This window comes from Prauserella aidingensis, from assembly GCF_024171865.1.
GTDB lineage: Bacteria > Actinomycetota > Actinomycetes > Mycobacteriales > Pseudonocardiaceae > Prauserella > Prauserella aidingensis.
In genome coordinates this window covers 61526-76825 of the sequence record NZ_JAMTCN010000009.1, presented here as the reverse complement: position 1 = coordinate 76825, position 15300 = coordinate 61526, and the positions used below count along the sequence as shown (strand labels likewise).

Annotated in this window: 11 protein-coding genes and 1 other RNA gene; 7 read left to right on the top strand and 5 right to left on the bottom strand. The window is 69.8% G+C overall.

The genetic code is table 11. From position 1 onward, the window contains the following. Positions 1-16 precede the first annotated feature (16 nt). Positions 17-742, bottom strand: coding sequence for a sensor domain-containing protein (locus LY13_RS12245; protein ID WP_253828516.1), 726 nt, complete (start codon positions 740-742; stop codon positions 17-19). A 203-nt stretch (positions 743-945) separates the two neighbouring features. Between LY13_RS12245 and ssrA the strand changes: the two genes are divergently transcribed. Further along, positions 946-1319, top strand: a transfer-messenger RNA (tmRNA) gene (gene ssrA, locus LY13_RS12240). A gap of 594 nt (positions 1320-1913) precedes the next feature. Next, positions 1914-2747 carry a YbaB/EbfC family nucleoid-associated protein gene (locus LY13_RS12235; RefSeq protein ID WP_253828515.1) on the top strand — a complete coding sequence of 278 codons (834 nt, stop codon included), beginning with the start codon at positions 1914-1916 and terminating at the stop codon, positions 2745-2747. A gap of 54 nt (positions 2748-2801) precedes the next feature. Here the strand turns inward: LY13_RS12235 and LY13_RS12230 are convergent, their stop codons facing one another. Further along, on the bottom strand, positions 2802-3773 hold the full coding sequence (locus LY13_RS12230) for a helix-turn-helix domain-containing protein (RefSeq protein WP_253828567.1): 972 nt from the start codon (positions 3771-3773) through the stop codon (positions 2802-2804). 270 nt (positions 3774-4043) lie between these two features. On the opposite strand from LY13_RS12230, the gene LY13_RS12225 reads away from it, so the two are divergent. The 3 genes from LY13_RS12225 (at position 4044) to LY13_RS12215 (ending at position 7234) form a co-directional block, all read left to right on the top strand. Then, positions 4044-4250, top strand: a complete 207-nt coding sequence (locus LY13_RS12225; RefSeq protein ID WP_253828514.1) for a hypothetical protein — start codon at positions 4044-4046, stop codon at positions 4248-4250. 984 nt (positions 4251-5234) lie between these two features. Next, the gene (locus tag LY13_RS12220; RefSeq protein WP_253828513.1) at positions 5235-6485 is read left to right on the top strand and encodes an MFS transporter; all 1251 of its coding nucleotides are present in this window, start codon (positions 5235-5237) and stop codon (positions 6483-6485) included. A gap of 152 nt (positions 6486-6637) precedes the next feature. Further along, entirely contained in the window at positions 6638-7234 is a 597-nt protein-coding gene (locus LY13_RS12215; protein ID WP_253828512.1) for an LURP-one-related family protein, read from the top strand. Between the two features lie 99 nt (positions 7235-7333). Here LY13_RS12215 and LY13_RS12210 read toward each other — a convergent pair whose 3' ends face one another. The 3 genes from LY13_RS12210 to LY13_RS12200 form a co-directional block, all read right to left on the bottom strand. Next, positions 7334-8638, bottom strand: a complete 1305-nt coding sequence (locus LY13_RS12210) for a mannitol dehydrogenase family protein (RefSeq protein ID WP_253828511.1) — start codon at positions 8636-8638, stop codon at positions 7334-7336. Further along, positions 8638-10161, bottom strand: coding sequence for a glucuronate isomerase (gene uxaC / locus LY13_RS12205; protein ID WP_253828510.1), 1524 nt, complete (start codon positions 10159-10161; stop codon positions 8638-8640). The genes LY13_RS12210 and uxaC overlap by 1 nt, the downstream gene beginning before the upstream one ends. An 87-nt stretch (positions 10162-10248) precedes the next feature. After that, positions 10249-11253 (bottom strand): LacI family DNA-binding transcriptional regulator, encoded by a 1005-nt coding sequence (locus LY13_RS12200; protein ID WP_253828509.1) that lies wholly within the window; start codon positions 11251-11253, stop codon positions 10249-10251. Between the two features lie 169 nt (positions 11254-11422). Here LY13_RS12200 and manD point away from each other — a divergent pair, with 169 nt between their 5' ends. Further along, positions 11423-12670: a D-mannonate dehydratase ManD gene (gene manD, locus LY13_RS12195; protein WP_253828508.1), complete on the top strand. Its 1248-nt coding sequence runs from the start codon at positions 11423-11425 to the stop codon at positions 12668-12670. Positions 12671-12840: 170 nt separating this feature from the next. Then, positions 12841-15291: a glycoside hydrolase family 31 protein gene (locus LY13_RS12190; RefSeq protein ID WP_253828507.1), complete on the top strand. Its 2451-nt coding sequence runs from the start codon at positions 12841-12843 to the stop codon at positions 15289-15291. Positions 15292-15300: the final 9 nt, after the last annotated feature.

The window sequence follows — 15300 nt, the reverse complement described above, 5'->3', positions numbered from 1 at the left end:
CCTTCACCCGGCGTGTTCATCGTGCCACCGAGTGGCCCGCAGGGAGGTTCGCGGTGATCGTGTCGTTGTGGGCGGTGACGCCCGGTGCTGCACCGGTGTCGGTCGCGGCGCCGGCCTCGGCCGCGCGGATGCGCCGCTGGGTGGGGCCGAGCAGCGCCCGCGCCAGCCACGCGTGCCCCGCGGCGAGGCCGCGGGTGAGCGGGACCGATGCGCACGCCAACAGCACCCCCAGCGCCATCCACGGCAGCGCCGTGGGCACCGAGTCGACGACCACCCAGCGCAGGTCGTGCGACGGGAACGCGTACAGGCCCTCGGGAAGGAACCGGTAGTACACGGGCAGCGTGATCAGGCCCAGCGACACCGACCAGAACACGACGACCAGCGTGAACTCGACGATCCCCACCGGCAGCAGGATGATCAGGTACGCCGCGTCACGCCAGGTCTGCGCGTCGCGGGCGCGCGCCAGCCACCGGCTCCGCACCGGGCCTTCCGGCAACGGCCGGTAGGGCCGGGGCACCGTCGCCGACAACATGCCGCGCACCCGGGCGCGTTCCAGGTCCGCGAGGCCGCGCGTACCTGCGAGCAGCAGCATCAGCACCGGAATGCCCACCCACACGAGCGCCGTCGGGACGCCCACACTGGTCGTCGTCACGACGAACACGAAGCCGAGGATCCCCAACGGCAGGCTGAGCAGCAGAAACGGCAGCGCGCCGCCCAACCGGGGCCGGTGTGTCCGTGTCATGGCGCGCCTCCCTGCGTGCGAGGTGTGTTCTGCGTCGATGCCCCCAGCCTCGCCGAGCAGGGCCCCGGCCACCATGGAGCGCACCGGCCGAAACCCGGTAGGGCCAACCCCACCACCGGCGGGAGTGCGACGGCCGGGGAATTAACGCCTTGCCACGCGCGTTATGCTGATCGGACGCAGTGATCCACACTGACGCTCACCAAGGGGGTGAACGGTTTCGACTCTGGACGTTGATCCAGCGGGAAGCGTGCCGGTGCAGGCAACGACCACCGAAAGCGTCGTCGCAACTAAATATAAGCGCCAAGACGAATAGTCAGCGCGACTTCGCCCTCGCCGCCTGAGCGAGTGCGAGTCTGTCGGCCCGGGTAAGCCTTCGACCCGGTTTGCCGGCATCAGCTAGAAGGCTCACCTCCGGTCCCGGCCACGGGGACCGGTAGGGAAACCAACAGTGGCTGGGCCCGTCACACCGGCTCGTTCGCGTGACCGGTGGGGCCAAGCAGAGACACAGCGAACTGCGCACGGAGAAGCCCTGGAGAGGCGGCAGAGGACCCGGGTTCGATTCCCGGCACCTCCACAGATGGAAGGCTCGTGCTCGCGGAGAGCACGAGCCTTTTCTGTGTCGTCGATTGAATCTGGGGGCCGCGCCCCCAGTCCCCCACGGTGCGTGCTCGTGCCGACCCGGCGTGGTCCGGCTGGGGCCGGGCCAGCGCTTGTGACGGGTCGTCATGACGTCGCCTGGGTGTCCACTCGAAGACCGGCGAGTGCTCGCGGAGAGGGCTCGCCGGTTTCTCGTTCCGGGTGTTGGCTGCGGGGGCCGAGCCCCCGGAACCCCATCGTGGTTGGAGACGGTGCACCGTCTCGTCGAACCGCACCAGCTGTGCCGCCCGTTTTCGGCCCGAGTCCGATCTGCCCGCGGAACCGGGACCACGCAGGCGCCGTCTCGGGCCCACTCGGCCGGTCGCATGCCGCCATCGTAGAGCCGCCCGGCGCGCGCGACATTCGTCCAAGACCGCTCCCGCCCCGATGACCAGGCTGAACGGACGTCAGGAACGGAGTCCACCGTGACCTGGCGCGTCTCGGCAAGCAACGGGCCGCGAGCCGAAGGGCCGAGCTGGCCGATCGGTGCTTCTCCGGGCAGCAGCACGTCGCCGTCGCGCCTGGAGCGTGGAAGGTGCCGGTCACCGACATTCGCCTCGTGGCCACCCAGCGCGGCTACGAGGAAGGCCCGCCACCGAGCGCGGATGCCTTGGCGTTCCGGTACGTCCCGGGCGTCGGGCTGCCTCCGCTGCCGGGCAGGCAAGAAGGCAGGGAACGGCTTGCCGCAGAACTCGCATCCGCCGATTTCGCATGGGTGACGCTGTCGGAGATCGGCGGCACCGTCGCCGACGTGGACGTCCTCGCGGGGCAGCTCGGTGCCCGCGTGCTGCGGTCTTACGGGAGCAGCCACGATCCGGTGCTGCTGGTGGGTAAGCGTCCGATCAGGACAGTGTGTGACGCGGTCCCGCCAGTCGTGGAAAAGCCGCGCACGTCGGCGCGCCGCAACGAGATCAGGAGCATCGTCACGGCATCGGCGGTCGCGCTCCTCGTGGTCGTGGTGGCCTTGTACGCGGCCAAGCCCGCACCGGCCACCGGGTGGGCACTCGTCGTCGCGGGTCCCGTACTGATCGCGGTCGGCGTCGAGCCGTTCGTGGTCTTCCGGGCCACCTGCAGCACCACCGAGCGCATGACCCGGCTCGTCCAGGAGTCCGACGGGCGCGACCGTGTGCCGATCATTTCCGTCCACTTCGGAATGGACCGGTTGGCTTTCCTCGACGTCGCTGCCGAACTGGGCTATGTGTTCGACGAAGCAGCCAAGGAGCAACTGTCCGCTTTGGAGGCGCGTGTGAGCTCTCCGGACGGCCACGTCATCGTGGTCGCCGGTTCCGGCGGCATCGTCCGCTCGGTGGAATTGGCCGACAGCGCGATGGGAACCAACGCGAGAACGCTCTCTGCGACGAACGCGTAGCGGGGTCCGCTGTGTCCCGTGGGGAATCCACACGCCGTGGCGTAGGACGGACCTTCAGTCTGCTGAGCGTGCCTCGGGTATGCCGGGGTCGGATCGGAACGTGCGGCGGTAGGCGTCCGGGGAGGTGCCGATCCGCCGGTTGAAATGTCGGCGCAGCGTGGCCGCCGTGCCGAGCCCCACCTGCGCTGCGATGTCGTCCAGGTTGTCGTGAACCGTTTCCAGCAATTCTTGTGCCCGCCGGATGCGTTGCGTCAGGAGCCATTGCAACGGACTCGTACCGGTGACGGCGAGGAAATGGCGGCTGAGCTGGCGTGGGCTCAGGCCCGCCTCACGGGCGAGGTCGGCGACGGTCAGCGGTTGGTGCAGGCGCTCGATCGCCCAATCCAGCAGGCCGTTGAGGCTGTGATCGCCTCCGGTGGACATCGGTGCGGCGACGAACTGTGCCTGTCCACCGTCACGATGGGGTGGGACCACCAGGCGTCGGGCGGCACTGTTGGCCGTCGCGGCGCCGTAGTCGGTGCGGACCATGTGCAGGCACAAGTCGATCCCGGCCGCTTGTCCGGCCGAGGTGAGCACATCGCCGTCGTCGACGTAGAGCACGTCGGCGTCGACCTCGATCCCCGGGTACTGCTGCGCGAGTGTCTCGGCGTACGACCAGTGCGTGGTGGCGCGTCGCCCGTCGAGCAGGCCCGCGGCCGCGAGCACGAAGGCGCCCGTGCATATCGATGCCACTCGGGCGCCGCGTTCGTGCGCAGTGCGCACGGCCTGCACCAACTCGGGCGGCGGAGCCTCGACGGCGTCATCGCAGGCAGGGACGACCACGGTGCTCGCAGCTGCCAGTTCGGTGAGCCCGCGTGTGCCGTCCACGCGGAACCATGCGCCGACCCGGGCACCCGGTGTGGAAGACACGGTCAGGTCGTACCAGCTGGTTGCGGCCTCCGGCCTGGGAGAGCCGAAGATCGCGCAGGGGATCGAGAGCTCGAACAAGGACATGTTGTCGGTGATTCCGAGCGCGACAGTCCGCAGGTCTCGACCTGTACGTATGTCGTCGTTCCAGACACTCGTCGTCCTCGCGGCTGTGCCCGAGCATGATCGTCATGACGAGACGAGCGCAGCGCGCGGACACCTTGCACCGCACGAGCGACCAGCACTCCGGTTCCCGAAGCGACGGTTGGCTGCCCATCGGCCTGAGCGTGGCTGCCGTCGGCTGGAGCCGGCTACGGCTGCTGCCTCGTAGCCGGCCTGACGGAGGTTCACCGCCTGGCGGGTACGCACAACCTGGCCAGCCTGACCGCGGTGTTTCAAGCGGTTGCCTACGCCGGCTTCTGCGTCCCGTATCTGCTGGCGGTATTCGAATCCGTGCTGTCCCCGGCGGTGCTGCTCTGTGTCACCGCGGTCCTCGCCGGGTTCACGCTGGTCTGGACTGTCCGTCAAGCGGTGCGGCTTCCACCGGACGCCGCCGAGGCAGTTCGGTCGGGCAATGCCACTCAGAAACGTGGTTGACTCGCCTCGCCGTTGATCGGCACTGCGCGTTTCACGCCCCGGCGGTGTCCTCGGGTTGTGGGTAAGCAGCGCCCACTCGGCAGAGCCGGCCGACGGTCCGCCCAAGGGTGAGCCTGTTCGAGCCTGTGACGTCGGCGAGGTCCTTGAACGGTTCCGGAGTAGTGCCTCGACCAGGAAGAGGCGTTGGGTCCGTCCACCTTGTGGGCGGACCCAACGCTGTTGGATCTCCGCTCGCGGCATCGGATTGACGGAATTCTGCCGGATAATTTATTTATTAATCGCAATCTTATGTTATTGTTCGCGAATTGGACTTCAAGGGGGTCGAATGGAATTCGGGAAAGTGGTCGTCCGTGCGGCCGGAGGGCCGAATGACGCCAGTGTCGCGGTGCGCCGCACGGGGAACAGCGCAGCTGTCTCCGTCGGAATGCCGGGCGCGGTGCCGACGCGGCTGCGGTTGACGGAGGCATGCTGGCCAGCCGGTGAAAGCGCGGTCGAGACACCCGCGCAGGCTGCTGAAGAATTCACCGTGGACGACGACGTTCGGGGCGCGCGCCACCGGCGGAGTCGTCGGCGACGGCGGCAACCTGGTCACGTGCCTGCGGGAAACAGGCCTGACGGGAACGAAGTCCCCGTGCGGAAGTGGCCACTGTGGAGGGTGCACGGTCCTGCTCGACGGGCGGGCCCCGCTGTCGTGCATCGTCCTCGCCGCCACGGTCGGCGGGCGTCGGATCACCACCATCGAAGTGCTCGCGGAAAGCGGCGACGAGTTGCTGGAAAGTTTCGCCGAACAACGGCGCCGCGCAATGCGGCTTCTGCACTCCGGGGATGATCGTCCGCGCGTGCCCATTTGTCCGAGCCCCGTGAGCGTGGTGACGGAAGGGACGCCGCTCGCGGCGCGCTGGCCGGAAACGCCTGCCGCTGTACCAGGTACACCTGCATTGTCGACGCGGTTGCGTCCTGCGCGGCCGCAGAGGAGGGCACACCGTGCGCAAAGTGATCCACGATCTGGCGATCGTCCGCCGGAACCCGGTGTTCCGCCGGTTCTGGCTGGGCATGCTGATCTCGCGGGCCGGCGACGCGTTCACAACCGTTGCCCTGTCCTGGCTCGTGCTCACCGTCGCCGGCCCGGCGCAGCTCGGCGTCGTCCTGCTGTGCTTCGGACTCCCGCGGATCTTCAGCGCGCCGGTGGCCGGACAGCTGCTGGACCGGTTCCAGCCGCGACTGCTGCTCGGTTGGGACAACGCCTTGCGAGGCGCCCTGGTGGCTCTGCTGCCCCTGCTGGCGGCCGTTGAGCTGCTGAGCGTGCCGGTCATCTGCGTGATCGCGGCCTTCTGTGCCACGCTGTCGGCGGTGACCGAAGTCGCCGAGGGCGCGCTCGTGCCGCGTCTGGTCGACGACGCCGATCTGGAATCCGCGAACGCCCTGCTGGGTGCCAACTGGGAGCTGGCCTACATCGTCGGGCCGCCGGTGTCCGGCTTGATCGTTGCCTGGGCGGGTGCGTCACCGGCGTTGATCGTTGACGCGCTGTCGTTCGGTCTGATGAGTCTGATCTGCTTCGGGCTCCCGCGCCTCGGGAAGACGTCGGCCGAGCAGCCCGCCGGCTTCCTCAAGAAGTGGCTGGGCGCCGGCGCGCTGTTCCGTCTCCCGGCCGTCCTTACGCTCACTCTCACAACCCTCGTGTTCCTCTTCCTCAGCGGCATGATCGAGGTCTTCTACCCGGTCTTCAGCCGTGACGGACTTCAGGCCGGTTCAGGCGCGTACGGACTGCTCGTGGGTGTGGCCGGTTGTGGTGCGCTGCTCGGCGTCGTAGTCGGCCCAGCGTTGTTGCGCACTCGCCGTCCGGCCGTCAAGATCGCGCTGGCTGTTGGCAGCGGTGCGCCCTTCTTCGGCCTGTTGGCGCTCACCGACAACGTGGCGGTCGCCATTGCGCTCGTCGGCGTGGCGGCGTTCCTGTGGGGTCCCTACTTCGTCGTCGAACGGTCCCTCGTCCAGCGGCTGGTCCCGGAAGACCTACGTGGGCAGGTGATGGGCGCGCGCACCGCGGTTACGTCGCTGGGCTTCCCGCTGGGCAGTGCCGCTGGGGGCGCGGTCTTGGCGGGCGTGAGCGTCAAGGCCGTCATACTCGCCATGACTCTCGCCTATGTCGCGCTTGCCCTGGTTCCGGTGCTGTCCGGAGCGGTCCGGAAGGCCGCTTCGGTCCGGCAGGCAGTTCACACCTCGGCGGCGTCGCGGTAAATGCCGAGCCGTTGCCACTGCCCGCCGGAGAGGCTCCCAGTCCGCTGACGACCTGCGCGGCGTCGATTGCCGCGACGGTGCGGCCGGTTTTGCTCGGACATGCGCATTCGGCGAACCGGCCTCCGATGCGGCGGGCGTGCCATACTCGCCGCGTGACTGCACCCATGCACATGCCGACGTTCTTCGTCCGCCAGCGGATCACGATGATGGTCAATCGCTACGAGATCCGCGGCGTCGGCCCGGACGGTGACGAAGGGGAGCTGATCGCGTTCGCGCAGCAGAAACGGATGAAGCTGCGCGAGGAGATCATCTTCTACTCGGACGAGACGCGTACCCGTCAGGTGTTCTCGTTCAAGGCCAGGCAGAAGCTCGACGTGCACGCCGAACACGACGTGTACGACGAACACGGCCAGGCACTCGGCGGGTTCAGCAAGGAGTTCGGCAAGAGCCTGCTGCGGTCGACGTGGCAGCTGTACGGGCCGGGATACTCCGCGAAGGGCCAGGAACGCAGCAAGTTCATCGCCATCCTCCGCCGGATCTGGACGATGATCCCGTACCTCGGCGACGTCTGGGTGCCGTTCCTGTTCCACTTCGACTTCACCGACAACGAGACCGGGCAGCCCGTGATGACCAGTCAGAAGGGCATCGCGATCCGCGACAAGTACACGATCAGCGTGCCCGACCCCCGCATCGACTTCCGGGTGGCCGCGAGCATGGCCGTCGCGCTGGACGCGCTCCAGTCGCGCTGACGACGTGGCGCGGGCCGGCGTCACGCACCCCGGTCCGCCTTGATGTTCGGCTCGGCCTCAGCGGTTTCGATCGGCGCGTGTCCCGTCGGCGGATGCGCCTCAGGGGTTCGATCGGCGGAGACGGCCGACGTAGTCGTCGACGGCGGTGATCAGTTCGCGATCCTCGGCGAGGTCGGCGTCCAGCGCGGCCACCACCCGTCGGGCACCGTCGGCGTCGAGGGCGAGGGCGACGAGCTCGTCGGCGCGCGGGTCGACGACGTCCCTGTCCCGCAGGTGGATCAGCCACCCGGCCAGTGCCGCGACCGCGGGTTCGGGCAACTGTCCCGCAGCCCGTTCGGCCCGCAGCACCGGCAGGATCCGGGCGGGGATCTTCTCCGAACCGCCCACGGCGATGTGCAGCAGCTGGTGCCGGATGCCGCGGGACGAGAACCGCCGCAACAGCCGTTCCCGGTAGTCGGCCAGATCCTCGGCCGGCAGCGACGCGTGCCGCGCCGCGGTGTCCCACCACGACTCGACCAGCGCCGCCGGCACGGGATGCCGCACGGCCTCGTCGACCGTCGCGCAGCCCAGCGCAGGGCCGGTGTAGGCCAGCAACGTGTGCGCGCCGTTGAGAAACCACAGTTTCCGCTGCTCGTACGCGGCCAGGTCGTCGACGAACCGGGCGCCCGCGTTCTCCCACGTGGGCCTGCCGAGCGGGAACTGCCCGGCCAGCAGCCACTCGCTGAACGGCTCGGTCACCACAGGGGCGTGGTCGTCGAACCCGGTCAGCCGCGCCGCCGTGGCGACGTCGTCCTCGCCTGCGACCGGGGTGATGCGGTCGACGACGGTGTCGACGCACGACACGTGCTCCTCGAGCCACGAGCGGAACGCCGAGTCCTCGTCCCCGGCGGCGCTGCGCACCGCGGCCCGCAGCACGTCGCCGTTGCCCGGCAGGTTGTCGCAGGGCACGAGCGCGATCGGGGCGCCGCCCGCGCGGTGACGTCCGCGCAGTCCCGCGACCACCCGGTCGATCGCACTCCCGTCACCGGCGGTGCGGTAGCCCGCCTCGGTGATCGTCAGCGTCAGCAGTGCGACGTCGGGGCAGGCCAGGTCGGCGAGCCACCGCTCGGTGTCGCCGCCCGGGTGGGCGCGGCTGATCGAGTCGACGATCTGCGCCTGCGGCTGCCCGTTGCCGCGTACCTGCAACGTGTACAGCCCGTCCTGCTCGGCGAGCGTGCGCGGCAGGTCGGCGTTGCGGAACGTGTACGCCGCGATGCCCCAGTCCGGGTCGGCCATCGTGTACACGGCCTGGTGCGCCCGATGGAACGCGCCGAGTCCGAGGTGGACGGCGCGGACCGGGGCCGGTGGGCGCGCCCCGGCGGAGGCGCGCGCGAGCCGCGGCGGGGGAGTCGGCGGAGTCGGCATCAGAGTCGGAACGCCGCGCGGGGCTGACGGTCGTGCAGGTCGTGAATCACCTGTGCGGCGTCGTCCTCGCCGATCAGATGCTCGGCGACCAGACCGGACAGGTGGGCCGCATCGACCCGGCGGGCCGTGTCGTGGCGTGCCGGGATGGAGCAGAACCCGCGGGTGTCGTCGATGAACCCGGCGTTGCGGTAGAAACCGGCCGTCTCGGTGACCGCGTCGCGGAACCGGTGCATCGCGCGGGGCGCGTCGAGGAACCACCACGGCGCCCCGAGGTACACCGACGGGTAGAACCCGGCCAGCGGTGCGAGCTCGCGGGAGAACACGGTCTCGTCGAGGGTGAACACGACCGTCTGGAACCGCGGGTTGGTGCCGAACCGTTCCAGCATCGGCTGCAGCGCCCGCGTGAACTCGGCCTGCAACGGGATGTCGTGACCGGTGTCGGGGCCGAAGCGGCGCAACGTCTCCGGGTGGTGGCCGCGCTGGACGCCGGTGTGCAACGCCATGACCATGCCGTCCTCACTGGACATGCGCGCCATCTCGCCGAGCAGCTGCTGCGACAGCAACCGCGCGTCGTCATGGCTGCCCGTTCCGGCGCGGACCCGCTGGAACAGCCGCTGCGCCTCGTCGCCGTCGAGGAACGCCGTGCGGGCGTCGGGAGCGCTGTGGTCGGTCGCCGTGGCGCCGTGGGCGCGGAAGTACTCCCGGCGGTTCTCCAGCGCCCGCACGAGGCCGGTGTAGTCGCCGGTGTCGATCCCGCTCGCCTCCGCGAGTGCGTCCAACGCCGCGGGCCAGCCGGGTGCGGTCGCATCCAGGTAGCGGTCCGGGCGGAACGTGGGCACGACGCGGCCCGGCCACGACGGGTCCTCGGCGAGCGCGCGGTGGTGGGCCAGATCGTCGGCCGGGTCGTCGGTGGTGGCCAGCGCCTCGATCCCGAACGCCGCGTACAGCGCCCGCGGCCGGAACTCGGGCAGGCGCAGCCGCTCGGTGAGTTCGTCGAAGAGCTCGTCGGCGGTGTCGGCGGAGGGCTGCACCGTCACGCCGAGGACGTCGTGGAGCTCGGCCTCGATCCACTGCCGCGACGCCGTGCCGAGGAACAGGTGCCAGTGTTCGCAGAAGGCGCGCCACACCTCGCTGGGCGTCGCCTGCTCGGCCCCGTCGCCGTCACGCGCGCCGAGCTCGTTCATGGTCAGGCCGTGGGCGTGCAGCAGGCGGGTCACGTAGTGGTCCGGGGTGACCAACAGCGACGCCGGGTCGGTGAACGGCTCGTCGTCGGCGAGCAGCCGGGCCTCGACGTGGCCGTGCGGGCTGATCACCGGCAGGTCGCGGACGCTTTCGTACAGCCGCCGCGCGATGCCGCGCTGCACGGGCTCCGGTGGCAACAGCCGGTCCGGGTGTGGAGTCAGCGGAGCCCGCCCGCCGCGCGGGACGTCGCGTGGCGCGTTCGCCGAGCCCAGGTTCCTGGTCTCCCGGACGGGCCGGGCTGCGGACGAGGAGTCGGGTGTGTCTGCCGTGCCGCCGTGCATGCGGGCAGCCTCGCCGCCGTGCGCAGTGAGTGCAACTGGTTGCCGTCAGTTGTCATCCACGCGTCCGTCACCGACCGGGGCCGGATGTCACCGGGTGGGGTCGCCGGTGGGTGGCGGAGCCGTGGAGCCCCGGGTCACGAGGTGGGCGTCGAACAGCGCCGACTCCGGTGTCGTGTGGTGGACGAGCTGCGTGTGCAGCACGTCGACGGCGGCCCTGCCGAGCCGTTCGGTCGGCCCCGAGATCGTTGTCAGCGCGGGCACGGTGAGGTCGACGCCGAAGATGTCGTCGCACCCGATGAGGCTGAAGTCCGCGGGCACGTTCACCCCTGCCGCCTGGAGTCGTTGCAGGGTGCCGATCGCGATGAGGTCGTTGTAGGCGATCGCCGCGGTGGTGCGCTGCAACATCAGCGCGTCGGCCGCCTCGTGGCCGCCCTGCCGGGTCGGCGGGTGCGGCCCGAGGAACGTCGCGTCGAGGTCGAGTGCGGCCGACTCCTCGCGCACGGCCTGCCAGCGCGCGCCGTTGATCCACGAGTTGCGCGGGCCGGACAGGTACGCGATGCGGCGATGGCCGATGGCCGCCAGGTGGCGCACCGCCTTGCGCATCCCGCCCGCGGTGTCGACGACCAGGCTCGGGATGCCGTCGATCTCCCGGTTGACGATGGCCAGGGGGCGGTGCTGGGCGAGCTGGCGGATGACGTCGTCGGACAACCGCGAGGTGGCCAGGATCGCCCCGCTCGTGGTCGCCAGCAGTTGCCGCAGGTTGCTGACCTCGACCCGCGGCGACTCGTCGCTGTCGGTGAGCGCGAGCGTGTAGTCCGCGGTCAGCGCCTGCGCCTGGGCGGCCTTGATCAGCGGCGCGTAGTACGGATTGGCGATGTCGGTGACGACCAGCGTCATCGTGCGTGCCCGGCCGGGCGCCTCCGCGCGGGCGAGCGGCCGCGGCACGTAGCCGATCTCGTCCGCGGCGGCGCGGACCTTCTCGCGGGTCGCGGGGTTGACCCGGCTCGGGTGGGAGAACGTGCGGGACACGGTCGACGCCGCGACCCCGCAGTGCCGGGCCACGTCGTAGATCGTCGGCCTGGGTTCGCCCACTACCGATACCTCCGCGACGGGTCGTGCCTGTGGCAACAAATGGCAACTGATTGTCAGTCTACGGGGCGGCTCTTACGTTGAACCGATCGCGAGCCCCCGGCCACGCCCACCGGCCGTGTGCGCACGGCCGGCCCGGCGACCACTCGTCGTGTGCAGTCAAGGAGGACCAGTGCTCATCGAGCGCGCGGACGTCATCGTCACCAGCCCCGGACGCAACTTCGTCACGCTGAAGATCACCACGGATGACGGAGTGGTCGGCTACGGCGACGGCACGCTGAACGGGCGGGAGCTGGCCGTGGCGAGCTACCTCACCGACCACGTCGTGCCGCTGCTGAGCGGCCGCGACGCGCACGCGATCGAGGACACCTGGCAGTACCTGTACCGGGGCGCGTACTGGCGGCGCGGTCCGGTGACGATGGCGGCGATCGCCGCCGTGGACACCGCGCTGTGGGACATCAAGGCCAAGGTCGCCGGACTGCCGCTGTACCAGCTGCTCGGCGGTGCGAGCAGGGAGCGGTGCCTGGTCTACGGCCACGCCAGCGGCAAGGACATCCCGGAGCTGTTCGACTCGGTCCGCAAACACCTCGACGAGGGGTTCCGCGCCATCCGCATCCAGACCGGCGTGCCGGGGCTGGACTCGGTGTACGGCGTGGCCTCCAGCGCGGCGGCGTCGGTCGGCGGCGGCGACAGCGACGACCGCTACGACTACGAACCCGCCCGCCGTGCGGCGCTGCCCGCCGAGGAAACGTGGGACACGCGCGCCTATCTGCGGCACGTGCCGTCGGTGTTCGAGGCGGTCCGCGGCGAGTTCGGCGAGGACATCGCCCTGCTGCACGACGCGCACCACCGGCTGACGCCGATCCAGGCGGCCAAGCTGGGCACGTCGCTGGAGCCCTACGACCTGTTCTGGCTCGAGGACGTCACGCCCGCCGAGAACCAGGAAGCGCTGCGGTGGGTGCGTCACCACACGACCACTCCGCTGGCGATCGGCGAGGTGTTCAACTCGATCTGGGACTACCAGCACCTGATCCGCGAACAGCTCATCGACTACGTGCGCTCGCCGATCACGCACGCGGGTGGCATCACGAGCGTGCGGCGGATCATGGACTACGCGGCCATGTACCAGATCAAGTCCGGCATGCACGGTCCGACGGACGTCTCGCCGGTCGGGCTCGCCGCCGCGGTGCACCTCGGCCTGGCACTGCACAACTTCGGCATCCAGGAGTACATGGTCCACAGCCGGGAGACCCACGACGTGTTCGGCCCGACGTACGAGTTCGCCCACGGCGGTCTGCGTCCGAGCGAGGAACCCGGTCTCGGCATCCACGTCGACGAGGAACTGGCCGCGCGGTACCCGTACGAGCGGGCGTACCTGCCGGTGAACCGGTTGCGGGACGGAACCGTTCATGATTGGTGAACACGTCAGGGCCGGTGGGCCCGGCAGGGACGTGGCCGTTTCCCCGGGAACGACCCGCCGCCGGTGACAGTCAGCAATTCGTCGGATCGAGAGAAGTTCCCGTGCGTGTCACATCACGAGTCGAGCGAGTGCAGCGGGCAGGCGAGTGGGTCCGGATTCACACCGACGGTGTGGAAATCCGACTCGTCGTCGTGGCCGACGGCATTCTGCGTATTCGAGCCGGTTTCGACGGCGATTTCGCCGAAGAGTCCTACACGCTGACCACGACGGCGTGGCCGGATCGGCTCGACGCGTTCTTCGGAACCGAGCGGACCTGCGTGACCCCGGCGCCGTTCGAGCTCGACGACCTGGGCGACCGCGTCCGCATGACCGGCGGGAACCTGCGGGTGGACATCGAGAAGGACCCGTTCCGGATCCGCGTCCACGACGACGAGGGCGCGCTGTTGCACTCCGACGTCGCCGGTCTCGGCTACCTGGCCGACGCGAACGGTCGCCGCAGCCACACGAGCGAGATCTCCGCCGCCGACGCCTTCTACGGTTTCGGTGAGACCACGGGGCCGTTGAACAAGGCGCAGAAACTCGTCACGATGAGCCCGAAGGACGCGCTCGGTTACGACCCGCGCGAAACCGATCCGCTGTACAAGCACATCCCGTTCTATCTCAAGCTGAACCGCGAGAACCGGAAAGCGGTCGGCTACTTCTACCACAACACCTACGACTGCGAATTCGACCTCGGCAGGCAGCGGAGCAATTACTGGCCCCCGCACAGCCGCTACCGCGCCGACGGCGGCGACGTCGACCTCTTCCTCATCGCGGGCCCGGGAATGCGGGACGTGGTGCGCCGCTACACGATGCTGACCGGCAGGCCACCGCTGCTGCCCAAATACGCGCTCGGCTACCTGGCCTCGTCGATGTACTACTCCGAAATGGACTCCGACGGTGACAGGGCGATCACCGATTTCATCGACATCGCACGGGAAGAGGGTATCCCCGTCGACGGATTCCAGCTCTCGTCGGGATACACCACCCAGGACACCGAGGCCGGGCCGAAACGGTGCGTGTTCACGTGGAACGAGCGCCGGTTCCCCGATCCCGAGGGGTTCTTCGCCGCGATGGCCGAGCGCGGCATCACCGTGTCGCCGAACGTCAAGCCCGGCGTGCTCGACGTCCACCCCGGACTCGAGCAGTTCCGCGACGAGGACGTCTTCGTCACCCGTAGCGCCGACGCCGCCGCGGTCCACGGCGAGGGACCCGCGGTCGGCGCCTGGTGGGGCGGGCCGGGCCGGTTCGTCGACTTCACCAAACCCGCCGCGCGTGAGGCGTGGCGGCGATGGCTCATCGACGCGGTGCTGAGCAAGGGCACGACGTCGGTGTGGAACGACAACTGCGAGTACGACGGCATCGTCGACACCGACTCCCGAGTGGACTTCGAGGGTGCGGGCGCGACGATCGGCAGGCTGCGCAGCGTCATGTCGAACCTCATGTGCCACGTGAGCCGCGACGCCGTCGCGGAGACGGCTCCGAACGCGCGGCCGTTCATCGTGTGCCGGTCCGGGCACGCCGGCATCCAGCGTTACGCCCAGAGCTGGGCCGGCGACAACTCGACGTCGTGGGAGTCGTTGCGGCACAACGTCGCCACGATCCTCGGGATGGGACTGTCCGGTTTCCCGCACCACGGCTGCGACATCGGCGGGTTCCACGGGCCCGCGCCGGATCCGGAGCTGCTGGTCCGCTGGGTGCAGCACGGCGTCTTCCAGCCGCGCTTCTCCATCCACTCGGTCAACTCCGACAACACGGTGACCGAGCCGTGGATGTACCCCGACCACACCCGCTACGTCCGGGACGCCGTCCGGCTGCGCTACCGGCTGCTGCCGTACCTGTACTCGCTCACGGCGCGGGCCACGGTGACCGGCGGGCCGCTCATGGAGCCACTGGTCAGCGCCTTCCAGGACGATCCGGCCGTCGACGAGGTCTTCGAGGACTTCATGCTCGGCGACGCGCTGCTCGTCGCGAACGTGCTCGACCCGGGCGCCGACACCCGCAGCGCGTACCTGCCCGCGGGCGAGGTGTTCTACGACTTCTGGACCCGGGAGCGTCACGACGGCGGCCGGGTCGTGGACAAGCCGGTGGACCTGGCCTCCATCCCGCTGCTGCTGCGCGGTGGCGGCATCGTGCCGATGGCGGAGAGCCGCGTGGACAGCGCCACCCGCGACGAGGTGACGGACCTGCGGCTGATCTGCGTCCCCGAGCGGGACGGCGAGTTCACGCTGTACGAGGACGACGGCCTCACCCGAGATCACGAACGGGGCGCGTTCCGCGAGACCGAGGTCCGCATGAGCGCCGGGGAGCGGGTGCGGTTGCAGCTGTCGCGGCGCGGCGAGTACCGCAGCCCGGTCGAGCGGCTGCTGTTCGACGTCGTCCGGCCGGGGAAGTGTCCGCACCGCGTCGACGTCGACGGCGAGCGCATCCCGCAGTACCTGCACCGCGGCCGGTTCGACGCCGCCGAGGTGGGCTGGCACTACGACATCGGACTCGGGTCCGTGCTGATCAAGACCCCCGACCCCGGCTGTGATCTCACCGTCGACGTCTCGTTCGAGCCCGTCGACATGATCGGCATGTGAGGAAGGCAG

Coding starts and splice junctions, on each gene's coding strand:
- LY13_RS12245 (WP_253828516.1), bottom strand. CDS start 742: ATGACACGGACACACCGGCCCCGGTTGGGCGGCGCGCTGCCGTTTCTG.
- LY13_RS12210 (WP_253828511.1), bottom strand. CDS start 8,638: ATGCCGACTCCGCCGACTCCCCCGCCGCGGCTCGCGCGCGCCTCCGCC.
- uxaC (WP_253828510.1), bottom strand. CDS start 10,161: ATGCACGGCGGCACGGCAGACACACCCGACTCCTCGTCCGCAGCCCGG.